21 protein-coding genes are annotated in these 25,662 nt (G+C 67.6%); 14 read left to right on the top strand and 7 right to left on the bottom strand.

Annotated elements, in window-relative coordinates:
* Positions 1-73 precede the first annotated feature (73 nt).
* The 6 genes from L0963_RS00935 to L0963_RS00910 form a co-directional block, all read right to left on the bottom strand.
* Positions 74-1,120 carry an enoyl-CoA hydratase/isomerase family protein gene (locus L0963_RS00935; RefSeq protein WP_062901650.1) on the bottom strand — a complete coding sequence of 349 codons (1,047 nt, stop codon included), beginning with the start codon at positions 1,118-1,120 and terminating at the stop codon, positions 74-76.
* A complete protein-coding gene (locus L0963_RS00930) occupies positions 1,117-2,262 on the bottom strand; it encodes an acyl-CoA dehydrogenase family protein (RefSeq protein ID WP_062901649.1) in 1,146 nt (381 codons plus the stop codon). The genes L0963_RS00935 and L0963_RS00930 overlap by 4 nt, the downstream gene beginning before the upstream one ends.
* The gene (locus L0963_RS00925; protein WP_062901648.1) at positions 2,259-2,660 is read right to left on the bottom strand and encodes a RidA family protein; all 402 of its coding nucleotides are present in this window, start codon (positions 2,658-2,660) and stop codon (positions 2,259-2,261) included. Before L0963_RS00925 ends, L0963_RS00930 begins: the two co-directional genes overlap by 4 nt.
* Entirely contained in the window at positions 2,653-2,958 is a 306-nt protein-coding gene (locus L0963_RS00920) for an I78 family peptidase inhibitor (protein WP_442800545.1), read from the bottom strand. The genes L0963_RS00925 and L0963_RS00920 overlap by 8 nt, the downstream gene beginning before the upstream one ends.
* A 24-nt stretch (positions 2,959-2,982) precedes the next feature.
* On the bottom strand, positions 2,983-3,555 hold the full coding sequence (locus L0963_RS00915; RefSeq protein WP_062903103.1) for a hypothetical protein: 573 nt from the start codon (positions 3,553-3,555) through the stop codon (positions 2,983-2,985).
* Positions 3,556-3,645: 90 nt separating this feature from the next.
* The gene (locus tag L0963_RS00910; RefSeq protein WP_062901646.1) at positions 3,646-5,142 is read right to left on the bottom strand and encodes a CoA-acylating methylmalonate-semialdehyde dehydrogenase; all 1,497 of its coding nucleotides are present in this window, start codon (positions 5,140-5,142) and stop codon (positions 3,646-3,648) included.
* 101 nt (positions 5,143-5,243) lie between these two features.
* Here L0963_RS00910 and L0963_RS00905 point away from each other — a divergent pair, with 101 nt between their 5' ends.
* The 7 genes from L0963_RS00905 to L0963_RS00875 all read left to right on the top strand — a co-directional run bounded on the left by L0963_RS00905 (position 5,244) and on the right by L0963_RS00875 (position 17,647).
* The gene (locus tag L0963_RS00905; RefSeq protein WP_186402834.1) at positions 5,244-6,146 is read left to right on the top strand and encodes a LysR family transcriptional regulator; all 903 of its coding nucleotides are present in this window, start codon (positions 5,244-5,246) and stop codon (positions 6,144-6,146) included.
* Between the two features lie 104 nt (positions 6,147-6,250).
* Entirely contained in the window at positions 6,251-7,441 is a 1,191-nt protein-coding gene (locus L0963_RS00900) for an efflux RND transporter periplasmic adaptor subunit (RefSeq protein WP_062901644.1), read from the top strand.
* Positions 7,442-7,447: 6 nt separating this feature from the next.
* The gene (locus tag L0963_RS00895) at positions 7,448-10,642 is read left to right on the top strand and encodes an efflux RND transporter permease subunit (RefSeq protein WP_234178476.1); all 3,195 of its coding nucleotides are present in this window, start codon (positions 7,448-7,450) and stop codon (positions 10,640-10,642) included.
* Entirely contained in the window at positions 10,639-12,048 is a 1,410-nt protein-coding gene (locus L0963_RS00890; protein ID WP_062901642.1) for an efflux transporter outer membrane subunit, read from the top strand. Before L0963_RS00895 ends, L0963_RS00890 begins: the two co-directional genes overlap by 4 nt.
* A gap of 79 nt (positions 12,049-12,127) precedes the next feature.
* Entirely contained in the window at positions 12,128-12,913 is a 786-nt protein-coding gene (locus L0963_RS00885; protein ID WP_234178474.1) for an ImuA family protein, read from the top strand.
* The gene (locus L0963_RS00880; protein ID WP_062901640.1) at positions 12,822-14,366 is read left to right on the top strand and encodes a Y-family DNA polymerase; all 1,545 of its coding nucleotides are present in this window, start codon (positions 12,822-12,824) and stop codon (positions 14,364-14,366) included. Before L0963_RS00885 ends, L0963_RS00880 begins: the two co-directional genes overlap by 92 nt.
* Positions 14,363-17,647: an error-prone DNA polymerase gene (locus tag L0963_RS00875; protein WP_062901639.1), complete on the top strand. Its 3,285-nt coding sequence runs from the start codon at positions 14,363-14,365 to the stop codon at positions 17,645-17,647. Before L0963_RS00880 ends, L0963_RS00875 begins: the two co-directional genes overlap by 4 nt.
* Positions 17,648-17,768: 121 nt before the next feature.
* On the opposite strand, the gene L0963_RS00870 is transcribed toward L0963_RS00875, so the two are convergent.
* Positions 17,769-18,587 (bottom strand): flagellin N-terminal helical domain-containing protein, encoded by an 819-nt coding sequence (locus tag L0963_RS00870; RefSeq protein WP_003041418.1) that lies wholly within the window; start codon positions 18,585-18,587, stop codon positions 17,769-17,771.
* Positions 18,588-18,833: 246 nt separating this feature from the next.
* On the opposite strand from L0963_RS00870, the gene fliE reads away from it, so the two are divergent.
* The 7 genes from fliE to L0963_RS00835 are packed head-to-tail and all read left to right on the top strand — an operon-like array spanning position 18,834 to position 25,648.
* A complete protein-coding gene (gene fliE, locus L0963_RS00865) occupies positions 18,834-19,175 on the top strand; it encodes a flagellar hook-basal body complex protein FliE (RefSeq protein ID WP_003041419.1) in 342 nt (113 codons plus the stop codon).
* 3 nt (positions 19,176-19,178) lie between these two features.
* Positions 19,179-20,831 carry a flagellar basal-body MS-ring/collar protein FliF gene (fliF, locus tag L0963_RS00860; protein ID WP_062901638.1) on the top strand — a complete coding sequence of 551 codons (1,653 nt, stop codon included), beginning with the start codon at positions 19,179-19,181 and terminating at the stop codon, positions 20,829-20,831.
* Complete coding sequence (locus tag L0963_RS00855) at positions 20,824-21,870, top strand: flagellar motor switch protein FliG (protein WP_062901637.1); 1,047 nt, start codon at positions 20,824-20,826, stop codon at positions 21,868-21,870. Before fliF ends, L0963_RS00855 begins: the two co-directional genes overlap by 8 nt.
* Positions 21,863-22,459, top strand: coding sequence for a FliH/SctL family protein (locus L0963_RS00850; protein ID WP_234178473.1), 597 nt, complete (start codon positions 21,863-21,865; stop codon positions 22,457-22,459). Before L0963_RS00855 ends, L0963_RS00850 begins: the two co-directional genes overlap by 8 nt.
* Entirely contained in the window at positions 22,456-23,787 is a 1,332-nt protein-coding gene (locus L0963_RS00845) for a FliI/YscN family ATPase (protein ID WP_062901635.1), read from the top strand. The genes L0963_RS00850 and L0963_RS00845 overlap by 4 nt, the downstream gene beginning before the upstream one ends.
* Positions 23,784-24,227 (top strand): hypothetical protein, encoded by a 444-nt coding sequence (locus L0963_RS00840; protein ID WP_062901634.1) that lies wholly within the window; start codon positions 23,784-23,786, stop codon positions 24,225-24,227. The genes L0963_RS00845 and L0963_RS00840 overlap by 4 nt, the downstream gene beginning before the upstream one ends.
* Entirely contained in the window at positions 24,224-25,648 is a 1,425-nt protein-coding gene (locus tag L0963_RS00835; protein WP_202988220.1) for a flagellar hook-length control protein FliK, read from the top strand. Before L0963_RS00840 ends, L0963_RS00835 begins: the two co-directional genes overlap by 4 nt.
* The last annotated feature ends 14 nt before the right edge of the window (positions 25,649-25,662 follow it).

Here is a 25,662-nt window from a genome sequence, read left to right as displayed (position 1 = left end):
CGGTATCTCCTTCGTCATTCCGGCGAAGGCCGGAATCTCAACGGTGAGACCCCGGCCTTCGCCGGGGTGACGGTTAGGCTAGAGGGGTCCATTTCTCATTCTCGGGCAGCGGCGCGAAGATCGCGTCGATCCAGTCGTCGGTGACTGCCTCTGGTGTCGGCGGGTCCCATTTCGGGCTGTTGTCCTTGTCGATGATCAGCGCGCGGACGCCCTCGATGAAATCGTGCATCTGCACCACCCGGCTGCCGATCGCATATTCCTGCGTCATCTGCGCGGCGAAGTCGTGCATCGCACCGCCTTCCTTGAGCTGGCGGAGCGCGACCTTGCAGGTTTGCGGCGATTTGCCGTGGAGCGTCGCCAGTTCCTTTTCGGCCCATTCTCCGCCATCGGCTTCGAGCGCGGCAAGAATCTCTTCATAGCTGTCGCTGGCGAACAGGCGGTTGATCCGGTCGATATGCTGCATGATCGCGGCGGGCGGCGCGGTGACCGACAGCTCGCCCAATATGCCGCCAATGCGGTCGGGGTGCTGCGCGATGCGCGCCTTTGCCTCGGCGAGCTTTTCGGACGGCAGATAGTGGGTCGCGAGGCCCAGCGCGAGACATTCGGCCCCGTCGAGCCGCGCGCCGGTGAGCGCGAGATACGCGCCGACGCGCCCTTCCAGCCGCGGCAGATACCAGCCGCCGCCGACGTCAGGGAACAGGCCGATCCCGGTTTCGGGCATCGCAAAGCGCGTATGTTCGGTCGCGACACGATATTTCGCCGGCTGCGAAATGCCGACCCCGCCGCCCATGGTAATGCCGTCCATGAAGGCGACGACGGGCTTCGCATAGGTGAAAAGCAGATGGTTGAGGCGATATTCGGTGTGGAAGAACTGCCGCGCCTCCATTCCGTCCTTGGCGCCGCTTTCCGCAAGCATGCGAATGTCGCCCCCGGCGCAGAAGCCGCGGCCTTCGCTATGGTCGATAATGACCGCCTCGACGGCCTCGTCATCGCGCCATCCGAGCAGCGCATCGATCATCGCCCGGCACATCGGCAGGTTGAGCGCGTGGATCGCCTTCGGACGATTGAGCGACAAGCGGCCGGCATGGCCGTCGATCGAAATCAGAACATCTTCGGTCATTGGCGCAGCAAATCCCTTCCCACGATCATCCGCATGACCTGATTGGTGCCTTCGAGGATCGAATGGACGCGCAGGTCGCGCCAGAAACGCTCGATCGGATAATCCTTCAGATAGCCGTAACCGCCGAACAATTGCAGCGCGTCGTTGACGATCTTGCTGCCGTTGTCGGTCGCAAGCCGCTTCGCCATCGCCGAGAAGCGCGACTTGTCGGGCGCGTTCGCGGTGACCTTTGCCGCCGCCATATAGAGGAGGGCACGCGCGGCTTCGAGGTCGGTTGCCATGTCGGCAAGCATGAACTGGGTGTTCTGGAAATCCGAAATCGGCTGGCCGAACTGCTGGCGGTCCTTGGTATAGGCGATCGCCTCGTCAAGGCAGCGCTGCGCCCCGCCGAGCGAGCAGGCGCCGATGTTGAGGCGGCCGCCGTCGAGCCCCGCCATCGCAAAGCGGAAGCCGTCGCCTTCCGCACCGACGCGGTTTTCGACCGGCACCTTCACATTGTCGAAGATCACCTGCGCGGTCGGCGAGGCGTTCCAGCCGAGCTTGCGTTCCTTCGCGCCGAAGCTGACACCGGGCATGTCCTTTTCGATGACGAGGCAACTGATCCCCTTCGGTCCCGGCTGGCCGGTGCGCACCATCGTCACATAAAGGTCGTTGACGCCGGCGCCCGAGATGAACTGCTTGGTGCCATTGACGACATAATGGTCGCCGTCGAGCGTCGCGGTGGTCTTGAGCGCCGCAGCGTCGGACCCCGAACCGGGTTCGGTGAGGCAGTAGCTGGCCATGCGGTCCATGGTGACGAGATCGGGAAGATATTTCGACTTCACCGCAGCGCCGCCGAAGCTGTCGATCATCCAGCTCGCCATATTGTGGATCGAGATGAAGGCGCTCGTCGCCGGGCAACCGTAGGACATCGCCTCCATGATCAATGCCGCCTCGAGCCGGCCGAGGCCGATACCGCCCGATTCCTCGCTGACATAGATCGCCGCAAAGCCGAGTTCGGCCGCCTGCTTGATCACGTCGCGCGGGAAATGCGCCTTTTCGTCCCATTCGGCCGCAAAGGGCGTGATGGCGTCGGCGGTGAACTTGCGCGCCATGTCCTGGATCGCGCGCTGGTCGTCGGTAAGCTGGAACTGGTCGGTCATATCCCTGTCTCTAAAATGGCCTCGGCCTCGATTTCGACTTTCCATTCGGGGCGGATCAGCGCCGGAATGACGAGCATCGTGGCGGCCGGGCGGATCGCGCCGAATATGGCGCCATGCGCCTGTCCGACGCGATCGGCATCGGCGGCGTCGGTGATATACATGCGGGTGCGCACGACGTCGGCGAAGCTGCCGCCCAGGGCTTCGAGCGCTTCGCCGATGATCGTCAGGCAGCGCGCGGCCTGCACTCCGGCGTCGCCGACGGTCGACGAACCGTCGGGCTCGATCGGCGCGCAGCCGGCGACGTCGATGCGATTGCCGACCCGGACCGCGCGGCTGTAACCGTACACGGGCTCAAAGGGCGACGCCGAGCCGTGATTGCGCCGCCAACCGTCAGCCACACGTAACCTGCGTGATCTTGTAGGCGTCGTCGTACATGACGTTCACCCGGTCCTGCCGATAATCCATCGTCATCGCGCTGCGCGGCGGGCCCCAGCGCAGCGTGCGCGCGCCGGTCGCTTTCAGGATGGCGCCGCCCAGCTCGGGGCTCGCGGTCTGGCCGACATAGCTTTGCGCCGCATCGGCGCTGCACGTCATCGCGGCCGGCGGCGGCGCGGCATCGGAGGGAGAACCGTCCCCGGCGCTGGCGCAGGCGGCGAGCGGCAGGACGGCGGTGAGGGTCAGAAAACGGATATCCATCATATATCTCCCTTTCTTCGCAAGTCAGGCGCAGCGGGTATAGCGCATCGCGTCGGGCGCGGCACCATCGCCATAATCGCGGCGAACGAGCGTCTTGCCGCCGTCGGCGAGGCCGAGCAGCATCAGCCGGTCCCACTGCTGCCCTTCGCCGCTGAATTTATAATCGGCGACGATGCGGTTTACATCGCGGTCGCGCACCCGCGCCAGATCGCCCGCCGATTCGAAGAAGCGCAGCGTCTTTGCGTCGATCACCAGCGCGGTCAGGTCGGTGCCGGGACGCGCGCCGCAATCCTCCGCCTTCAGCGCCCAGCGACCGCGGATGGCAACCGGAATCGCCTGCTCGCCGATACCGACCCCCGCTTCGGGTGCCTTCGGCGGGGCCACCGACGGATCGGCAACATAGGCGAGGTCGGCATCGCTGGCGCCGCCCGCGGCGGGCGCCGGTTGAGCAGGCGCGTTTTGCGAAGGCCCGGCCGGCGCATCGGCCGCCTGTTCCTCAGCGGCGGGTGCCTTGTCATCGGTGCCATCGGTGCCGTCGCTGCCGCCGCTGCACCCGGCAAGCAGCAGCAAGGGAGCGGAAAACAGCCAGCGCGTCATCATTCGATCTCCTGCACGGCGCCAGCGACCGGCCGGCGCCCCAACAGGAAATGCCCGATGACGGGGGCCGGTTTCATCGCCAGCGCGCCGTCAGCCCATGGTCGGGATGACGAAGGCGTTGCCGCCGTCAAGCGACCCATCGGGCCAGCGCGCGGTCACGGTCTTGACCTTGGTCCAGAATTTGACCCCCTCCATGCCGTGCTGGTTGGTATCGCCGAACGCCGAGCGCTTCCAGCCGCCGAAGGTGTGATAGGCGACGGGCACCGGAATCGGCACGTTGATGCCGACCATGCCGACATTGACGCGCGCGGCAAATTCGCGCGCGGCGTGGCCGTTGCGCGTGAAGATGGCGACGCCGTTGCCATACTGATGCCTCGACGGCAGTTCGAGCGCGGTTTCGAAATCGGGCGCGCGGACGATCTGCAGCACCGGGCCGAAGATTTCTTCCTTGTAGCTTTCCATCTCGGGGGTGACATGGTCGAACAGCGTCGGGCCGACGAAGAAGCCCTTTTCATGCCCCTGCAAGGTAAAGCCGCGCCCGTCGACGACCAGCTCGGCGCCTTCGTCGGCACATTTCGCGATCCAGCCTTCGACCTTTTCCTTGTGCGCCTGCGTCACCACGGGGCCGTAATGCGCGTCGGGATCGGTCGATACGCCGACGCGCAGCGCCTCGATCGCCGGGACCAGCTTGTCGCGCAGTCGCTGCGCCGTATCCTCGCCCACCGGGACGACGACGGGCAGCGCCATGCAGCGTTCGCCCGCCGAGCCGAAGGCGGCGCCGGTCAGGTCGCTGACCACCTGGTCGAGATCGGCGTCGGGCATGACGATGCCGTGATTCTTCGCGCCGCCCATCGCCTGCACCCGCTTGCCCGCGCGCACGCCGCGTTCATAGACATAATGGGCGATGTCCGACGAGCCGACGAAGCTGACCGCGGCGATGTCGGGATGATCGAGGATGGCATCGACCATTTCCTTGTCACCGTGGACGACCTGGAAAATCCCCTCGGGCATTCCGGCTTCGAGGAACAGTTCGGCCAGGCGGACGGGAACCGACGGGTCGCGTTCGCTGGGCTTCAGGATGAAGGCATTGCCGACCGCGGTGGCGACCGCGCCCATCCACAACGGAATCATCGCGGGAAAGTTGAACGGCGTGATGCCGACGCCGATGCCGAGCGGCTGGCGCATCGAATAGACGTCGATGCCGGGGCCGGCGCCCTGCGTATATTCGCCCTTCAGCACATGCGGGATGCCGCAACAGAATTCGACGACCTCCAGCCCGCGCTGGATGTCGCCCTTGGCATCGGCGATCACCTTGCCATGTTCGGCCGAGAGCATCTGAGCAAGCTCGTCCATATTGGCCTCTACCAGCCGCTTATATTCGAACATCACCCGCGCGCGGCGCTGGGGATTCACTGCGGCCCAGGCCGGCTGCGCCGCCTTGGCCGCCGCGACCGCGCGATCGAGGAGCGCCTTGTCGCCAAGCGCCACCTGCGCCTGAACGCCGCCATTGTTCGGATCGAGCACGTCGCCGAGCCGTCCCGTATTGCCGCCGGCACCGCCGACGATGTGATGATCGATCTGTCGCATGAGGGTCGAGTCTCCCGTTTCTGACGTGTCGCAGCCACAAACCAAAACCAGCGCGATTGCAAGGGATAGACTTGCAGCCATATCCTGCATATTTGCAGCATATGGATTGGGACAGCCTGCAATATTTCCAGATGGTTGCGCGTCATGGCACGCTGGCGCGAGCCGGCCAGGCGCTCCACGTCGACGCCACGACGGTCAGCCGCCGCATCAGTGCACTGGAAAGCGCCTTGCAGCAGACGCTGTTCGAACGCGCGCCGACGGGTTTCGTTCTGACCGCCGCCGGTCGGGCGCTCGTTCCGCATGCCGAAGCGATGGCGGCAGCGGCCGCGCGCATCCATTCGGCAGGCGATGGCGGCACGGCGCTTTCGGGGCAATTGCGGATCAGCGTCTCCGAAGGTTTTGGGGGCAGCTTCATCGCGCCGCGCCTCGCCGCCTTCGTCGCGGCGCACCCCGAGCTCGAGATCGACCTTGTCGCTTCGTCGGGTTTCCTCAACCCCTCGCGGCGCGAGGCCGATATGGCGGTGCTGCTCGCGCGGCCCCGCAAGGGCCCGCTGATCACGCGCAAGCTCGCGGACTACAGCCTCGGCCTCTACGCCCCCGCCGACCGCCGCGACTGGCATCGGGCGGTCGAAGCGGCGCCCCTCTCGCGTACCGGTATTCCCGTCGTCGGCTATGTCCCCGACATCCTCTATGCCCCCGAACTCGACTATCTGGGCGAGATCGAACCGGGGTTGCGCGCTGGCATCCGATCCTCTTCGATCCTCGCGCAGCGGCGGATGATCGCGGGCGGTGCCGGAGTCGGCGTCCTGCCCTGCTTCCTTGCTGCGGGTGACCCCGCGCTCGTCCGCGTCCGCCGCGACCAGACGATCGCGCGCGCCTTCTGGCTGGCGCTGCACCGCGACATCGCGCCGCAGCCGCGGATTCGCGCCTTCATCGACTGGCTCGACGCCGAAGTGCAGGCCGCACGCACGCTGTTCGTCCCCGAGCCAGGAAAATTGTCGTAATTTGTCGCAATGCAGCCTCGGGGCTTGCATGGTGCGGCGCAATAGGTTGAATAGGCGCCCTTCCCCCCGCCCTCCCCGGCGGTTTCGACACGAGACAACAGACTATGCTGCACAAGAAGCCGCTGCTCCTTGCCGGAGCGCTGTGCGCGATGACGCTTTCGCTGGGCGCCTGTTCGGGCAAGGACGACAAGGGCGGCAACCGCGCCGCGCAGGTCGGCTTTGTCGTGGTGCGCGAGGAGGCCGTGCCGATCACCACCGCGCTCGGCGGCCGCACCGTCGCCTTCGAGACGAGCGAAGTCCGGCCGCAGGTAAACGGCATTGTCCGCCAGCGCCTGTTTACCGAGGGCGGGACGGTGCGCGCCGGCCAGCCGCTGTTCCAGATCGACGCGAGCCTTTACAAGGCGGCGGTCGATCAGGCCGCGGCCAATCTGGCGAGCGCCCGCGCGAGCGCGCAGGCGGCCGAGGAAAAGGCCAAGCGCTTCGAGCCGCTCGCCAAGATGCAGGCGGTGGCCGAACAAGATTATACCGACGCGCTGGCACAGGCGCGCGTCGCGCGCGCCGCCGTCGCGCAGAGCGCCGCATCGCTCGAAACTGCGCGGATCAACCTGCGCTATTCGACGATCACCGCGCCGATCGGGGGCCATATCGGCCGCTCGCTCGTTACTCCCGGCGCGCTCGTCAGCGCCAGCCAGGCGACGCCGCTCGCGGTGATCCAGCGCACCGACCCCATGTATGTCGACATCCAGCAATCGGCCGCCGACATGACGCGCCTGCGCCAGTCGCTTGCCAGCGGCGGGGTGACCGCCGGCAGCACGAGCGTGCGGCTGAAGCTGGAGGACGGCAGCGATTACGGCCTGTCCGGCACCGTGCAGTTTTCCGAAGTGACGGTGAACGAAGCGACGGGGACGGTGACGCTGCGCGCGCGCTTCCCCAACCCCTCGGGCCTGCTGATGCCCGGCATGTTCGTGACCGCGCTGTTCGACCAGGCGGTGAACCCCGCGGCAATGCTGGTGCCGCAGGCCGCGGTGCAGCGCGATTTCGACGGATCGGCTTTCGTCTATCTGGTCGGCAACGACAATAAGGCCGAACGGCGCAAGGTCGACGCGGACCGCACGGTCGGCGCGAACTGGGTCGTCACCGGCGGGCTGAAACCGGGCGACCGGGTCATCACGCAGGGTGTCGGCAACCTGAAGCAGGGATCGGCGATCAAGCCAGTGCCCGCGACCAGTCCGCAGCGGGTGGGGGCGCCCGCGGGGAAGAGCGCCGACAAGAGCGCCGCGACGAAAGGACAATAACGCCCCATGTCGCGCATTTTCATCGATCGGCCGATCTTCGCCTGGGTGCTGGCGATCGTCGTCATGCTCGGCGGGCTCGGCGCGTTGTTTTCGCTGCCGATCGAACAATATCCCGACATCGCGCCGACGCAGGTCAATATCCGCGCCAGCTATCCCGGCGCCTCCGCCGAGACGATCGAGAACAGCGTCACGCAGGTGCTCGAGCAACAGCTCACCGGTATCGACGGCCTGCTCTATTTCAGCTCGCAGTCGAGTTCGCGCGGGCAGGCGACGATTACTGCCATCTTCGCCAAGGGCACCGATCCCGACATCGCGCAGGTGCAGGTGCAGAACAAGATCGCCTCCGCCATCTCGCGCCTGCCGCAACAGGTGCAGAGTCAGGGCGTGCGCGTCACCAAGTCCAATTCGGATTCGCTGCTGCTCGTCGGCGTCTATGACACCACCGACACGCGATCGAACCAGGATGTGTCCGACTATCTGTCGTCGAACGTGCAGGATCCGCTGTCGCGCGTCGAAGGCGTAGGCGACGTCAATGTCTATGGCTCGCCGCATGCGATGCGCATCTGGCTGAACCCGCAGCGGCTCGCCGCGGTGTCGCTGATGCCCGGCGACGTCGTCACCGCGATCACCGCGCAGAACAGCGAGGTCGCGGCGGGCGAGGTCGGCGGTACCCCGGCGCCCGAGGGACAGATGCTGAATGCGACCGTAACCGCCCAGTCGCGGTTGCAGACGCCCGAAGAGTTCGAGAATATCGTGCTCAAGACGCTGCCCGACGGGTCGACCGTAAGGATCAGAGACGTCGCGCGGGTCGAGGTCGGCGCCGAAAATTACGGCACCATCGTGCGCATCAACGGCCATCCGGGCGCGGGCATCTCGATCTCGCTGTCGCCCGGCTCCGACGCGCTGGAAACCGCCGACCGGGTCAAGACGCGCGTTGCCGAACTGGCGCAGGATTTCCCCGACGGCCTGACCTATGCCTATGCCAACGACGCCACCGCCTTCATCAAGCTGTCGGTGAGCGAAGTGCAGAAATCGCTGTTCGAGGCGATCCTGCTTGTCGTGCTGGTGATGTTCGTCTTTCTGCAAAGCTGGCGCGCGGTGCTGATCCCGGCGATCGCTGTGCCGGTCGTGCTGCTTGGCACCTTCGGCGTCTTCTATATCGCCGGTTTCACGATCAACACGCTCACCCTGTTCGGCCTGACGCTCGCGATCGGCCTGCTCGTCGACGACGCGATCGTGGTGGTCGAGAATGTCGAGCGGCTGATGGAAGAGAATCCCGGCATGTCGGCGCGCGAGGCGACGATCCAGTCGATGAAGGAATTGCAGGTCGCCTTGATCGCGATCGCGATGGTGCTGTCGGCGGTGTTTCTGCCGATGGCCTTTTTCGGCGGATCGACGGGCGTCATCTATCGTCAGTTCTCGATCACCATCGTGTCGGCGATGGCTCTGTCGGTACTCGTCGCGCTGATCCTCAGCCCGGCGCTGACCTCGACCCTGCTGAAGCCGCGCAGCCATGGCGGGGACGAGGATCGGCCGCACCGTTTCCCGCGCGTGCACGCCGCGATGATCCGCGCCCGCGACGGCTTCAACACGCGGTTCGACCGCACGGTTCGCGGCTATGTCGGCAGCGTGACCCGCGTCGTCGATCGCAAATGGCTGTTCCTTGGCATTTACGCCATCATTCTGGTGCTGCTGGTGCTGATGTTCGTGCGCCTGCCGACCGGCTTTCTTCCCAATGAGGATCAGGGCCGCGTTTCGGTGCAGTTCCGCTTGCCCGCGGGCGCGACGCAGGAACGCACGCTCGCAGTGCGCGACAGCGTCGAAAAATATCTGCTGAGCCAGGAAAAGGCCAATGTCGGCGCGCTCTTCCTCGTCGCGGGCGGCGGCGGGGGCGGTGCTACCGGCCAGAATACCGGCCAGGGCTTTTTGAATCTCGTCCACTGGGACGACCGTCCCGGCAAGGAAAACACCGCCGACGCGATCGCCGACCGGACGCGCAAGGCGCTGTCGGGCCTGCGCGACGCGCAGGTCTTCGCCCTCGTTCCCGGCGCGGTGCGGGGTCTTGGCGATTCGTCGGGCTTTACGATGGAGTTCCAGAACCGCAGCGGGATGAGCCGCGCCGAATTCATCGCGGCGCGCGACCGGCTGCTCGACATGGCCAATGCCAATCCCAAGCTCACCTCGGTTCGGCTCAGCGATCTTCCCGATGTCGCGACGTTGAAGGTCGATATCGATACGCAGCGGCTGACCGCCTATGGCCTCAGCAACGGCGATGTGAACAACACGCTGGCGACCGCCTGGGGCGGCCGCTACGTCAACGACTTCATCGACAAGGGCCGCGTCAAGCGCGTCTATGTCCAGGGCGACGCCCCCTATCGCGCGAAGCCCGACGATATCGGGCAATGGTATGTCCGATCGTCCGATGGCGAGATGTCGCCCTTCTCGGCCTTTTCGAGCATCGGCTGGTCAACCACCCCGGCAAGCACGTCGCGCTTTCAGGGCGTCCCGGCGTTCGAAATTTCGGGGCAGGCAGCCGCCGGCGTCAGTTCGGGCGAGGCGATGGATGAGATGGAGCGGATGGCGGCCGAAATTCCCGGCACCAGCGTCGCCTGGGCGGGCGCGTCCTATCAGGAACGCCTGTCATCGGGGCAGGCGCCCCTGCTCTATGGCCTGTCGCTGCTCGTCGTCTTCCTCTGCCTTGCCGCGCTTTACGAAAGCTGGTCGATCCCGCTTGCGGTGCTGCTCATCATTCCGCTCGGGCTGGTCGGCGCGGTTTTCGCGGTGACGCTGCGCGGGCTGGAAAACGACGTCTATCTGCAGATCGGGTTGCTGACGACGATGGGACTGGCGGCGAAGAATGCGATCCTGATGATCGAGTTCGCCGAACAGGAGGAACGCAAGGGTCGCCGCGTTATCGAGGCAGCGGTCGAGGCGGCGCGCATCCGTTTGCGTCCGATCCTGATGACCAGCTTTGCCTTCATCTTCGGCGTCCTGCCGCTCGCCATTGCGACCGGTGCGGGGGCCAACAGCCGCGTCGCGATCGGCACGTCGGTGATCGGCGGCATGCTGACCGCCGCGCTGCTCGCCATTTTCTTCATTCCGCTCTTCTTCGTGCTCGTCCGCCGCGGCGTGCGCGACGGGCTTGCCGCGCTGCGCCAGCGCTTCGGCAAAAAGGACGGCGACGCGGAGGTGACGGCATGAAACGCGCGCCCTTCCTGATGATCGCAGCGCCGCTGATGCTCGCGGGCTGTTCGCTTGCGCCGAAGACGGCGTTACCGCCGCCCCCGGTACCGCAAGGCTGGCCGGTCGGCGACGCCTATCTGATCCAGAGCGAGGCGGCGCTGCCGATCCTGTCCTACAAACAATTGTTTACCGACGCGCGGCTCCAGTCGCTCGTCGAACAGGCGCTCGCGAACAATCGCGACCTGCGCACCGCCTATGCCAATCTGGCGGCGGCGCGCGCGCAGGTGCGGGTCAGCCGGGCGGCGCAATTCCCGGCGATTGGCGTCAGCGCGAGCGGCGACTATGCCGACCGCGGCGGCACCGGCGGCTCCGGCGGCGCGGGCAGTAGTTTCGCGCTTCAAGGCGGGGTCACCGCCTTCGAACTCGACCTGTTCGGGCGCCTCGCCAATGCGAATGCCGCCGACCGCGACCGCGCGCTGGCGACCGAGGCCGCGTCGCGCACCGTGCGGCTGAGCCTGATCGCCGATCTCGCCAATGCCTGGGCCGCCTATGGCGCCGACCGCGACCTGCTCGCCATTGCGCAGGAAACCGCGACCAATGCGCGCGAAAATGTCCGGCTGACGAAGGCGCGGCTCGACGGCGGCGTCGCGCCGCGCACCGACCTCAGGCAAGCCGAACAGATATTGGCGACCGCCGAGGACGCGATCGCGCAGCAGCAGACTGCGATCGCGCAGGACGAAAATCTGATCCGCCTGCTCGTCGGCGGCGATGTCGATCCGGCGCTGTTCCCCGCCAGCCTGGCCGAGGTGACGCCCGCGGTTGCGGCGCCCCCGGCCGGGATGCGGTCGGAAATCCTGTTGCGGCGGCCCGACGTGATCCAGGCCGAATATCTGCTGCGCGCCGCCAATGCCGATATCGGCGTCGCGCGCGCGCGGTTGTTCCCGACGATTTCGCTGACCGGCCTGCTGGGCTTTGCCAGCGACGCGCTGTCGAGCCTGTTCGACAAGGGTTCCTTCGCCTGGTCGGCGGGCGGCGATGCCAGCGCCTCGATCTTCGATTTCGGTGGCCGCCGCGCCGGGGTGGCGGTGAGCGAGGCGCAGCGCGATGCCGCGCTTGCCAGCTATGAAGGCGCGATCCAGACCGCCTTTCGCGAAGTCGCCGACGCGCTCGCGGTGCAAGGGACGATCGCCGAGCGGGTCCGCGCCGCCGCCGCCAACACCGAAGCCGCAGCCGACACGGCGAGACTCAGCGATGCGCGCTACAAGGGCGGGGTCGACAGTTTCCTCGCCAGCCTCGACGCGCAGCGCAGCCTCTATGCCGCGCGGCGCAGCGAAATCGCGACAGGCCTGCTGCTCGTCCAGACCCGCATCGCCCTGTTCCGCGCGCTCGGCGGCGACAGCAGCGCGGGGTCCGCGGCGCCTTAGAGCGCCATCCAGAAGCGAATCCCGACTCCGCTTGACAACCCCATCCGCTCGCGCGCTAATAGAACAAATCAGGAACATTATGCGCGAGTCGTCTTCCTCTCTCGCCGCGCTGCGCCAACGCGTCGCCCGGCTCGCCGATAGCGGCGCCCCGTCCGGCGGGGGCGATGGCGGCTGGCTGGCGAGTGGCCATGCGGATTTCGATGCGGCGATCGGCGGCGGGTTGGCGATCGGCAAGACGCATGAATTTTTCGCAGCCAACGCGCTCGATGCGACGAGCGCCGCGGCCTTTGCCGCGTTGCTCGCGCTGCGTACGCCCGGCGCGGCGCCGCTGCTGTGGCTGCGCACCGCCGATGCCGCACGGCGCGCGGGGCATATCTATGCGCCTGGCATCGCCGAGCTTGGCGGCGACCCCGACCGGCTGCTGCTCGTCGAAACCGCCGACCCCAAAATGCTCCTCGCCTGCGCCAATGACGCGGTGCGGTGCGGCGGCTCGGCGGCGGTGATCGTCGAAAGCTGGGGAGCGTGGCCCGCGCTCGACCTGACCGCGGGGCGGCGGCTGGCACTCGGCGCACGCGATGCGGGGACCGTGCTCCTGATGCTGCGACTCAATACGCTTCCCGCTCCCAGCGTGGCGGAAACGCGCTGGACGGTCGCCGCCGCGCCCTCGACGGCGCTCGAGGCCGATGCGCCGGGCGCGCCGGGCTTCACCCTCGACCTGATACGCTGGCGCGGCGGCCCCGCGGGCGCCCGCTGGCAGATGGAATGGAATCGCGATGAGCAAGTCTTCCGGGGGGCGGCGCTATCTGGCGCTCTTCTTCCCGTGGCTCCCGGCCGAACGGCTGTGCCGCGCCGCGCCGCCGCCTGACGCTCCGATCGTCTTTGCCGAAAAGCAGCGCGGGGCACTCCGTCTTGCGAGCGTCGATCCGCACGCCGCGGCGCTGGGGCTCGGCCCCGGCATGCCGCTCGCCGATGCCCGCGCGCAGGTCGGCGACCTTGCCGTCGTGCCGCACGATCCCGTCGCCGATGCCGCCTGGCTCGACCGGCTCGCGCAGGGCTGCGCGCGCTACACGCCGCTCGTCGCGCTCGATGCCCCCGACGGGCTGATCCTCGACATCGCGGGCGCGGCGCATCTGTTCGGCGGCGAAGCAGAACTTGTCGCCGATGTCGAAGAGCGCATGGACCGGCTGGGGATGACGCTGCGCAGCGCGCTTGCCGGCACCGCCGATGCGGCGCGCGCGCTCGCCCGCTACCAGGCGCTCCCCGCCCCCGACGAGGCGGCGGCGGTGCGCCGCCTGCCCGTCGCGGCGCTGGGGCTGGAGGCGGAGGCGACGACCGCGCTCGTCCGCGCGGGGCTCAAGACGATCGGCGATCTTTCGGGCCGCCCGGTCGCCGCGATCGCCGCGCGCTTCGGGGCCGAGGCGGCGAACGCGCTGCGCCGGTTGCTCGGCGATGCACCGAGCCCGCTCGACCCGCGCATCCGGCCCCCGCCGATCGTCGTCGAGCGCCGTTTCGCCGAACCGCTAGGCAGCAGCGCCCATGCCGCTGCTGTGCTCGCCGAGCTTGCCGCCGAGGCCGCCGTCGCGCTCGGCGAACGCGGCAAGGGCGGGCGCCATTTTCGCGCGACCTTCTTTCGCAGCGACGGGCTGGCGCGCAGCATCGCAATCGAAACCGGCCAGCCGACGCGCGACGCCGATCTGGTCATGCGTCTGTTCGCCGAACGGATCGACAGCCTGCGCGATCCGATCGACCCCGGTTTCGGTTTCGACATGATCCGCCTCGCCGTGCCGCGGATCGAGGCGCTGGGTGCCGGTCAGCTCAGGCTCGAGGGCGGCGCGGCGAACACCGCGCCGGGCGCCGCCGCCGTCGACGAACTCGCCGACCGGCTGGCGACCCGGCTCGGGCGCGGGCGCGTCCGGCGGCTGCGCAGCGCCGATACCCATATCCCCGAACAGGCGCAGCTTGCCTTGCCCGCGGTCGAGGCGCCGCCGCCGACGCCCTGGACCGCGACCGAGCCGGGCGAACCGCCGCTGCGCCCCTTTCACCTGTTCGACCCGCCGCAGCCGATCGAAGTGATCGCTGAAGTCCCCGACGGCCCGCCGCAGCGCTTCCGCTGGCGCCGCACGCTCCATGCGGTACGCCGCTTCGAAGGCCCCGAACGCATCGCGGCCGAATGGTGGCGCCGCCGCGACAATGCCGGGCTGACGCGCGACTATTACCGCGTCGAGGATGCGCAGGGTCGCCGTTACTGGCTGTTCCGCCACGGCCTCTACGATGAAAAGCCCGACCCGCGCTGGTATATCCATGGGGTCTTTGCATGAGCGCGCCTTGTCCCGACGCCGATCCCGGTTTCGCCGAGCTGATCGCTGCGACCAACTACAGCTTCCTGCGCGGCGCCTCGCACCCCGCCGAAATGGTCGCGCGCGCGCTCGAACTCGGCATGACGGGCATCGGCATCGCCGACCGCAACAGCGTCGCGGGGGTGGTGCGGGCCTGGGCCTTCCTGAAAGAGCTGCAGATCAAGCAGCCGGAGGCGGTGGCGAGATTCCGGCTGGTCGTCGGCGCCCGGCTCGCATTCGCCGACGGCACCCCTGACATTGTCGCCTATCCGGTCAGCCGCCATGGCTGGGGCCGCCTGACGCGCCTGTTGTCGACCGGCAATCTGCGCGCGCAGAAGGGCGACTGCATCCTTCACCTCGAAGATCTGCTCGCCTATTGCGACGATCTGTTGCTGATCGCGACGGAGGGCGACGAGACCCTGCTGCGCCAGCTCAAGCACGCACGGCCCAAATCGCTCTGGCTCGCCGCGACCATGCCCCGGGGAGGTGCCGACGCGCGGCGGCTGGCGCGACTACACCGTCTGGCGGCGGCGGTGAACGTCCCGCTGCTCGCCACCTGTGATGCGCTTTACGCAACCCCCGCGCAGCGCCCGCTCCACGACATCGTCACCTGTATCCGCGAGGGCACGACACTGCACAGGGCAGGCCGGCGTCTCCACGCCAATGGCGAACGCCATCTAAAAGCGCCGGCCGAGATGCGCCGGCTGTTCGCGGCCTGTCCGGGAGCGGTCGAGCAAAGCGCGCGGCTGCTCGACCGCATCGGCTTCGCGCTCGACGAACTGCGCTATGAATATCCGCACGAGCCGGTACCGCCGGGATGGAAGCCCTTCAACTATCTGCACCATCTGGTGAAGACAGCGGCCGAAGCGCGCTATGGCACGCCCTTGTCGGCGAAAGTCCGCAAGCTGATAGGCAACGAACTACGGCTGATCCGGCGGCGGAATTACGTCTATTATTTCCTCACCGTCCACGATCTCGTCCGTTTCGCGCGCGCGCAAGAACCCCCGATCCTCTGTCAGGGGCGCGGATCGGCGGCCAATTCGATCGTCTGCTTCCTGCTCGGCGTCACCTCGGTCGATCCGATGCAGCACGACCTGCTCTTCTCGCGCTTCGTCTCGGCCGAGCGCGACGAGCCACCCGACATCGACGTCGATTTCGAACATGAGCGGCGCGAGGAAGTGATCCAATATATCTACCGCCGCTACACGCGCGACCGCGCCGCGATCGCCGCGACCGTCATCCATTATCGCCCGCGCAGCACGATCCGCGAGGTCGGCAAGGCGCTGGGCCTCAGTGAGGATGTGACCGCGCGGCTCGCCGATACGAGCTGGGGAAGCTGGGGCGACGAGGTGCCGGTCGAACGGCTGGCCGAAGCCGGGCTCGACCCCCATAATGGCGAAATCGAGCGATTGCACCGCTTCGTCGGCGAATTGCTGAAGGCGCCGCGTCACTTGTCGCAGCATGTCGGCGGCTTCGTGCTGACCCAAGGGCGGCTCGACGAACTGGTGCCGATCCACAATGCCGCAATGGAGGACCGCACCTTCATCGAATGGGACAAGGACGATATCGACGCACTCGGCCTGATGAAGGTCGATGTCCTCGCGCTCGGCATGCTGACCTGCATCCGCAAATGCTTCGACCTGATGCGGGCGCACGGGCTGGGCGACCATACGCTGGAGGTCGACATCGATTGCGGCGACGAGGCCGTCTATGAAATGCTCCAGCGCGGCGACAGCATCGGGGTCTTTCAGGTCGAGAGCCGCGCCCAGATCAACATGCTGCCGCGCCTGAAACCCAGGATATTCTATGACCTTGTCGTGCAGGTCGCGATCGTCCGGCCGGGCCCGATCGAGGGCGACATGGTGCACCCCTATCTGCGCCGGCGATGCGGCGAGGAGCCGGTTGAATTCCCCGAGCCTGCCCCGCCGCACCCGCCCGACGAACTGCACGACGTGCTCGGCAAGACTTTCGGCGTGCCGCTGTTCCAGGAACAGGCGATGAAGCTGGCGATGGTGGCCGCCGATTTCACGCCCGACGAGGCCAATGGCCTGCGCCGCGCGATGGCGACCTTTCGCAACGTCGGGACGATCGAGAATTTCCGGGACAAAATGATCGGCGGCATGGTGCGGCGCGGCTACACGCAGGATTTCGCCGAACGCTGTTTCAAGCAGATCGAGGGTTTTGGCAGCTATGGCTTCCCCGAAAGCCATGCGCAGTCCTTTGCGCGGCTTGTTTATGTCTCGTCATGGATCAAGCATTACCACCCCGCCGTCTTCACCTGCGGCTTGCTCAATTCGCAGCCGATGGGTTTTTATGCGCCGGCGCAGCTTGTCCGCGATGCGCGCGAGCATGGCGTCGAGGTGCGCGCGGTCGACGTCAATTCCAGCGATTGGGACAGCAGCCTTGAACCCCGCGCCGACGGCAGCCTCGCGCTGCGGCTCGGCTTTCGGCAGGTGGACGGGTTTCGCCAGGAGTGGGCGAAGCTGATCGCCGACGCGCGGAATGCCGCGCCCTTCGCGTCGGTCGAGGAACTCGCGCGCCGCGCGAACCTGCCTCCGCGGGCGTTGCGCCTGCTCGCCGATGCGGATGCATGCCGGTCGATGGGACTCGATCGGCGCCCCGCGCTATGGGACGCGCGGCGCGTCCGTCAGGGGGTGTTGCCGCTGTTCGGTGCGGCGGGCGCCGACGAACTGGGCACCGAAGACGATGCACGCCTGCCGCCGATCCCTCCGGTCGAACAGGTGCTGACCGATTATCAGACGACGCGCCTGTCGCTGAAGGGCCATCCGATGGCCTTTCTGCGTCCCGCCTTCGCGCGCGAAGGCGTGCTGAGCGCGGGCGAAGTTGCGGGGGCAAAGAACGGGTCGATCGTTTGCACCGCGGGGGTCGTGCTGATCCGCCAGCGGCCGGGCAAGGGCAATGCGATCTTCATCACCATTGAGGATGAGGGCGGGATCGTGAACATCCTGCTATGGGCGCGCCATTTCGAACGCTATCGCCGCGCCGTCATGGCGTCGCGGCTGATGCTGGCCGAAGGCGAGGTGCAGCGCAGCAAGGAGGGCGTCATCCACCTGATGGCGACCCGCATCGTCGATCGCACCGCGATGCTCGACGCACTGGGCAGCGATCGCGGCTTCGATCCCGACTTGTGCCGGGCCGACGAGGTCAAGCACCCGCAAATGCCGCGCGACCGCGCGCCGGGCGCGCGGCACGGCCATCCCCGCAATGTCCGCATCCTGCCCAAGTCACGCGATTTTCATTGAAGCGGGGAGGCCTCCGCCCCGTACGCAAAAAGATGCCCCGGCTGTGGGGAGCCGGGGCATCCGATCAGGCTATTAAAGGGACCAACCAAATATAGCCTGAGATGTTTGCGATGTTCCGCGCTTAGCGCAGCAGGTTCATCACACCCTGGGCGCTCTGGTTCGCCTGGGCGAGCATCGCGGTCGAAGCCTGCGACAGGATCTGCGCCGCCGCCAGCTTCGTCGATTCAGCCGAGAAGTCGGCATCTTCGATCCGCGAGCGCGATTCGTCCAGATTGGTGACACGCGACGTCAAATTATCGACAGCCGCTTCAAGACGGTTCTGCTGCGCACCGAGGTTGGCGCGTTCGCCGGCGACCGTGGTGATCGCGGTGTCGAGCGTCGCCAGTGCACCGGTCGCGCCGGAAGCCGTGGCAACCGAAAGCGCGTTGACGCCCAGCGTCGTCGCATCAAGCTTGCCGATCGTGATGTTCACGTTTTCACCGGTGTTGATGCCAGTCTGGATATCGAAGCCTGCGGTGACGCTGCCGTCGAGCAGTTTGTTGCCGTTGAACGTCGTCTGGCCGACGATGTCGCCGATCTGCGAGATAAGTGCGGTAACTTCCTTCTGCACCAGACCGCGGTCGGCATCGCTGAGAGTGCCGGTCGAAGCCTGCATCGCCAGGTCGCGCATACGAACCAGGATGTCCGAAACGCTGCCCGCAGCGCTGTCGGCGGTCTGCGCCAGCGAAATGCCGTCGTTGGCATTGCGGATCGCTTGGGTGAAGCCGCGCGAGGCAGCCTGCATGCGAGTTGCGACGGCGAGGCCGGCGGCGTCGTCCTTGGCGCTGTTGATGCGCTTGCCGCTCGACAGACGTTCCATAGCCTGCGACTGCATGCGATTGGCAACACGCGAGCTGTTCTGGGCGCGAAGCGCGCTCACATTGGTGTTGATGACAGTCATAATGTTCCTTTCCGGCCCCTTGGCCATTCCCGTGGTGTGAGGGCTCAGCGAGCGGTCACGAAAGCTGTAACGGCGGCGGCGGCGGCGGATTAAGCCGGCGCGTCAAAAAAACGCCGCGGAGCGCAGGCGGCGATAGGATCACTCTATCAAATAGCTGTTTTTCAACGAAAAGAATTTTTGGCACGAGCTTTGCATTACTCTTTGTGCGTGCGGCGAACCGCCGCGCACCAGGACGGATGAAAGCTTATGAGCACGATTGACCAGAGCCGACTGCTGCAAATGCGCAGTTCGATTCTCAATCAGAACCAGGCGCTGCAGCGCGCCGCCGGCGGCGCGGCTGCGGGCGGCGCCGCGGGTGCCGGTGCGGCACCCGATTTCGGATCGGCGATCGCCAGCGCATTGCAGCAGGTCAATACCCAGCAGGCGAAGGCAAGCGACCTCAGCGAAGCCTATGAACGCGGCGACACGCACGACATCGTCAGCGTGATGATCGAACGCCAGAAGGCCTCGCTCGGCTTCGAAACCACGTTGCAGGTCCGCAACAAGCTGCTGTCCGCCTATCGCGACATCATGAACATGCCGGTGTAATCCATGGCCGAAGCTCAACTCCTCGCCCCCGTTGCCGATACGAACCGGCTGCCCCTCCCTGCGATGGGCGGCCGCTTTGCGCCGGTCCAGCAGTTCGTCCGCCAGCCCGCCGTCCAGCGCGCGCTGCCCGCGATCGCCACGACGACCGCGATCGGCCTGACCGCGCTCGCCTATTTCATGACCCAGTCGGCGCCGCAGGCGCAGCTTTTCGCGGGGCTCGACGACAGCGACAAGGCCGCCGTCGCCGATGCGCTCCAGTCGCAGGGGATCGGCCACACCATCGATCCGACGACCGGCGCACTGACCGTCGATGCCGACAAGCTGTATCAGGCGCGCATCGCGCTCGCCGGGCAGGGATTGCCCAAGGCGCAGCCGAGCGGCGACAGCCTGATCGCCTCGCTCCCGATGGGGTCGAGCCGCGCGATCGAAGGCGAAACGCTGCGCTCGGCGCGCGAAGCCGACCTGTCGCGTACGATCGAGACGATCGACGCGGTCAAGACCGCGCGCGTCCACATCGCTGCCGCCGAACCCAGCCTGTTCGTCCGCGACGACAAGCCCGCAACCGCGTCGGTGATGCTGACGTTGCAGAACGGCCGCAACCTCAGCGACGCGCAGGTTCAGGGGATCCGTTTCCTCGTCGCCTCCTCGGTTCCCGGCATGAACGCCGACGAGGTCCAAGTGATCGACCAGCGCGGCGCGCTGCTCTCCGACGGCGCCAGCAGCGGCGACATGAAGAGCTTCCAGCTCCAGATGCAGATGGAGGATCGCTTCCGCCGCGCGCTCGAAACGCTGCTCGGTCCGATGCTCGGCTCGGGCAATTATTCGGTCGAGGTCCACGCCGACGTCGACATGTCGGAAAGCCAGGCGACGCGCGAAAGCTTCCCCGAAAACGACCGCGCGCTGCGCACCGAACAGGTGAGCCGGGTCGTCAGCGGCCAGAGCACGCCGCCCGCCGTGGGCATCCCCGGCGCGCTGTCGAACCAGCCGCCGCAGGCAACTACGGTGACGAACAATGCCCCCGCGCCGACGCCCGCCGGCGCCCCGACCACCGACACGCAGAGCAACGAAAATTCGGCCCGCGCCTATGAGGTCGGCCGCGAAATCTCGGTTACGCACCAACCGCAGGGCCGCCTGAGGCGCCTGTCGATCGCCGTCGCGCTGAACCAGGGCCAGAAGGCGCTGACCCAGGCCGACCTCGCGAAGATCGAGGGGCTGGTGAAGGGCGCGGTCGGATACGATCAGACGCGCGGCGACGTCGTCGCGATCAGCCAGCGCCCCTTTGCGAAGGTCGACGATGTCGCTCCCGCCTTCTATGACCAGCCGTGGTTCATGCCGCTCGCCAAGCAGATCGGCGCCGTGCTCGCCGCGCTGCTCGCCTTTCTGTTCATCGGCCGTCCGATGATCAAGTCGGCCAAACAGCGCGCCGCCGCGCGCGCCGAACGCGATGCCGAAATCGAACAGTCGCTGCTCACCGCCACCGAAAGCCGCGCCGCGCTCGACGCGCCGCGTGGCGACAGCGCAATCACGCTCGAGATGATCGAGGCCGCGCCAAGCTATGAAGCGCGCGCCAATCTGGTCCGCGCCTTCGTCCGCCAGGACTCGGCGCGTGCCGCGCTCGTCGTGCGCCAGCTGATGCAGGAGGGCACCCATGGCTGACGACACCGACGTCGCCGGCGAGATCGCACCCGCGGTCGGCCTGCGCCCCGCCATCGAAGGATCGGCCGCCGCCGCGATCCTGCTGATGCTGCTCGAGGAAGGCGACGCCGCCACCATCCTCAAGCATCTCGATCCCGATGAGGTGCGCCTGCTTGCCAAGGGCATGTTCGACGCCGCCAACGCCAGCGAAACCCAGATCGAACAAGCGCTCGACCAGTTCGTCGTGCGCAGCCGCGACGTCAGCGCGCTCGCCATCGGCGCCGAAACGCGTATCCGCACCGTCATCAATCAGGCGGTAGGCAATGTCCGCGCCGACAATATCCTGGCCGCCGTCGCGCCGCAGTCGAGCGCCGCGTCGCTCGAGATGCTGCGCTGGATGGATGTCGAGGCGATCAGCGCGCTGCTCGCCAGCGAACATCCGCAGGTCGGCGCGCTGATCCTGTCGGTGTTGATCCCCGACGTCGCCGCGCGCGCCATCGAAACGCTCGACGAGGTGCTGCAGGCCGATCTGGTGCTGCGCGCGGCGCAGCTCACCACCGTCCCGGCCGCCGCGATCGAGGATCTGGAATCGGTGCTCGCTTCCGCCAATGTCGGCGGCCAGCGCGTCGCCAAGCAGCCGATCGGCGGCCCGAGCGACGTCGCGAAGATCATGAAGAAAATGCCCAAGTCGCTGTCCGAACGCACGATCCGCGCGCTCAAGAAGCAGGACAAGCTGCTGGCACAGGCGATCGAGGAAGAGATGTTCATCTTCGAAAATCTGCGCGAGCTCGACAAGAAGAGCATCGGCACCGTGCTGCGCTCGGTCGATGCAGCGATCCTCGCGGTCGCGCTCAAGGGTACCGACGCCGACATGGTCGATCTGTGCCTGTCGACGATGTCGCAGCGCGCATCGGAAACGATCCGCGACGAAATGGCCGAAATGACGATGGTCAAGCGCACCGACGTCGACGAAGCGCAGAAGTCGATCATGCAGATCGTCCGCCAGATGGCAGCATCGGGCGAAATCATGCTCGCGGGCGGGGGCGACGATTATGTCTGATCTCGCGTCCGAATCGACCGTCGCCGCACTGGCGCATGCGATGGCGCGCGACGGCGGCTTTCGCCCGCTGCAGTTCGGCCAACCGCGCAGCGCTCCGCTAGCGCCGGCCCCCGAAGTGGCGGCCGAGCCAGCCGACGACCCCTTTTCGCGCGGGCTTGCCGAAGGCCAGCGCCTGGCCGAAGCCGCCTTTGCGGTCGAACGCCAGCAATTGCTCGCGATGGTCGCCGCCGCCGAAGCGCTGCAGGACGAACCCAGCGAGGAACTCGCGCAGCTGATCGCCGAAACGGTCGAGCGGCTCGTCCGCCAGATCGTCGAGGCGGCGCCGATCGAGGCCGACTGGCTGCGCGCGCAGGCCGAAACCGCCGCCGCGCTGGTCGCTGAAGCTGACAAGGCGCGCACCCTGTGGGTCAATCCCGCCGACGCAGTGCTCCTCGTCGACGCGCCGATCGCGCTGCCGATCGAAAGCGATCCGTCGATGGCGCGCGGCACCGTCCGTGTCGAAACCTCGGCCGGCTGGATCGAACATGGCCGCGCGGTCTACCTCGACGAGCTGCGTGCCGCACTCGGCGGCCAGGGCGGCGCCACATGACGCGCCGCCTCGCCATGTCCGCCCGCCAGTTGCTCGACCCCGTCGACCTCAGTGACGCATCGCCGCGCCGCATCGGCACGCTCGTCGCGCACGAAGGCATCATGCTCGAAGTATCAGGCTTTCCCCAGCCGCTCGGCAGCAATGTCCGCATCAAGTCGGCGAACAACGAATATGTGAACGGCGAGGTCGTGGGCTTTCGCGGGCACCGCAGTCTCGTGCTGCCCTTCGACACCAACATGCCTCTCGTCACCGGCGCGCCGGTCGAACCGCATGGCGCGTCGAGCATGGTGACCGTCGGCAAGGCGCTGCTCGGCCGCATCATCGACGCGCAGGGCAATCCGCTCGACGGCCGCCCGCCGGTCAAGTCGCAGTTCCAGTGGCCGCTCGCCGGCCGCAAGGTCAATCCGCTGCGCCGCGGCCGGGTGACCAAACCGCTCAACATGGGCGTGCGCGCGATCAACGGCCTGCTCACCGTCGGGGAAGGCCAGCGCGTCGCGATCATCGCGGGGTCGGGCGTCGGCAAGTCGGTACTGATGGGCCAGATGATCGCGGGCACCGAATGCGACGTGATCGTCGTCGGCCTGATCGGCGAGCGCAGCCGCGAGGTCAGCGACTTCGTTGAGACCAAGCTGCCGCCCGCCGTCCGCAAGAAATCGGTGGTGGTCGCGGTTCCCGCCGACCATCCGCCGCTGCTTCGCCTGCGCGCCGCGATGCGCGCGACCGCGATCGCCGAAGCCTTTCGTCAGGACGGCAAGAAGGTGCTGCTGCTGATCGACAGCCTGACGCGTGTCGCGCACGCGCAGCGCGAGATAGGGCTGACGCTGGGCGAACCGCCGACGATGAAGGGCTATCCGCCCTCGACCTTCGCGCTTATCCCCTCGCTCGTCGAACGCGCCGGCAACGACCGCCTCACCGGCGGGTCGATCACCGCGCTCTATACCGTACTCGCCGATGGCGGCGACATCGAGGATCCGGTCGTCGATTCGGCGCGCGCGATCGTCGACGGGCATATCATCCTCTCGCGCCAGCTTGCCGAACAGGGGGTCTATCCCGCGATCGACATCGCCCGGTCGCTGTCGCGCACCATGGCCGATTCGGTCGATGCCGATCACGCCGCCGCCGCCGCGCGCTTCCGCCAGCTCTGGTCCGCCTATGAAGAGAATCGCGACCTGATGCTGATGGGCGCTTATGTCGCCGGCACCGATCCGGTGCTCGACACCGCCATCGCGCGGCGCGCCGACCAGCTTGCATTCGTTACCCAGCCCGCCGGCACCCAGGTCGATTTCCAGACCGCACGCCAGTCACTCATCGAAGGATATTCTGCATGACCGCCCGCACCGCACGCCGCAAACGTATCATTCGCGTGCGCACCGTCGAACATCAGATGGCGGAGGCCAATCTGGCGCGCGCCAATGGCGAGCTTGCAAGCCTCGTCGAGCTGTCGCGCCGCCTCGAGGCGCTGCGCGCCGACCTCGCGGTCGCCCGCGGCGTCGTCGCGGGCCGCGCGCTCAATACGGTCGGCGAACTTGGCATGCGGCTCGACATGGCGAAGGAAAATCTTGCAACCCCGCTGGTCAACGCCAGCGCGCGCCGCGACGAAATGGGCGTGCTTGCGCAGAGCGCGCTGATGAAGGAAGAATCGGCGGTGCGCCTCTATGAACGCAGCCGCAAGTCGGCCGAAGTCGAGATGGAACGCCGCGCCGACGCTAACCGCCCGCACCGCCGCCGCACGATGAGCCTGCGCCTGGTCGAAGGCGGCCCGCAATGATGCCCGGCCTGCCCCAGAGCGCGAGCCAGCCCGGCTTCGCGGCCTTTCTGTCCAATATCGGCCAGGCGCCCGCCAGCGGCGCCGGCGAGGACGGCGGCTTCAGCCAGCTCCTCGCCGCGCTTCCCGGAGCCGCGACGATTGGCAAGACCGGCACGCCCGGCGCTGCGCCGACCGGCGATACTCAGGCGACGGCGACGGCCGCGAGCGTGATCGCGCTCGCAGGCGCCGAAGCGGCGGGCGCGGTAGCGCCGACAGCGGATGCCCTGCCGCCTACGGCCACCAACCCCGACGGCACCACCGCGGCCGGGACGCCGCACGTCGTGACACCCGATTTCGCCGCCATCGTCGGCGGCAAAAAGCCCGCTACCGAGGCCAAGACGGCACCCGCCGCCGATACCGAAGCCGCGCCCGCGATCCCGGCCGACGACACGTCGCCCAAGGCCGCGCCCAAGCGCGGTGGCCCGGAGGTCCCGCAACCCGATGCGCAGGATGCCGCGGCACATGCCGCCAGCCTGCTCGCCGCCCTGACCGGCAAGCCCGCCAAGCCAGCCGTCGATCCGGCGAAGACCGGCACCGACGACGCCGATGCCGAAGCGACCGACGCCGCGCCTACGGCCGACGCTGCCGCGACGGCGAGAACGACGCCTCCCGCCGTGACCCTGCCTCTCAATCCGGCGCCTGCCGCCGCGAATGGCGTGGTGCCCGAAGCCTCCGCGCCGGTTGCCGACAAGCCCGCGAAGGCTGCCAAGCCTGTGCTGGCCCCGGCCGCGCCGCAAGGCCGCGACGCCCCCACCGCACCCGCGGTAACGCCTGCGAAGGCCGAGAGCGCCACCGCTACGCCGGCGCCCGCCGCCGAACCCGCGGCCAAGCCGATCCGTGCCGAAGGCGGCGCTTCCATGACCGTGCTGTTCAATCAGCCCGCCACGCCCGGCGCCACAAGCAACGGCGCCCCGGCACAAGCGGCGCCGCTCGCCGAACGCACGCTCGACTTGACGAGCGATGATCGCTGGATCGCGCAGCTCGCCGCCGATATCGCCGCGACCAAATCGGACAAGGGCGACCTCAGCTTCCGCCTGATGCCGCGCCACCTCGGCCGGCTCGACGTCGCGATGAAACTCGACGGCGACAGCGTGTCGATGAAGCTCGACACCCAGCATGAAAGCACCGCCGCGATCGTCGCCGCCGCACAGCCGCGACTGGTCGAGGATCTCCGCCAGCAGGGCGTCCGCGTTGCCGGCGCCGAAGTGACCTGCACCCCCGATCAGGCCGGGCGCCCGTCGCTTGCCCAGGGTCAGGGACAGGGCCAGAACCAGGGACGCGGCGCTGCGCCCGACGCGAGCCATTTGATCGAAACCGCCAATGATCGCGCCGACGCGCGCGACGACGACAGCGCCGCGAACCGCCGCGGCCGCTTTGCCTGATATCGAAAGGAACC

It is taken from the genome of Sphingopyxis sp. NFH-91 (assembly GCF_021401285.1).
Lineage (GTDB): Bacteria > Pseudomonadota > Alphaproteobacteria > Sphingomonadales > Sphingomonadaceae > Sphingopyxis > Sphingopyxis terrae_A.
This window is presented reverse-complemented; position numbering and strand designations above follow the sequence as displayed.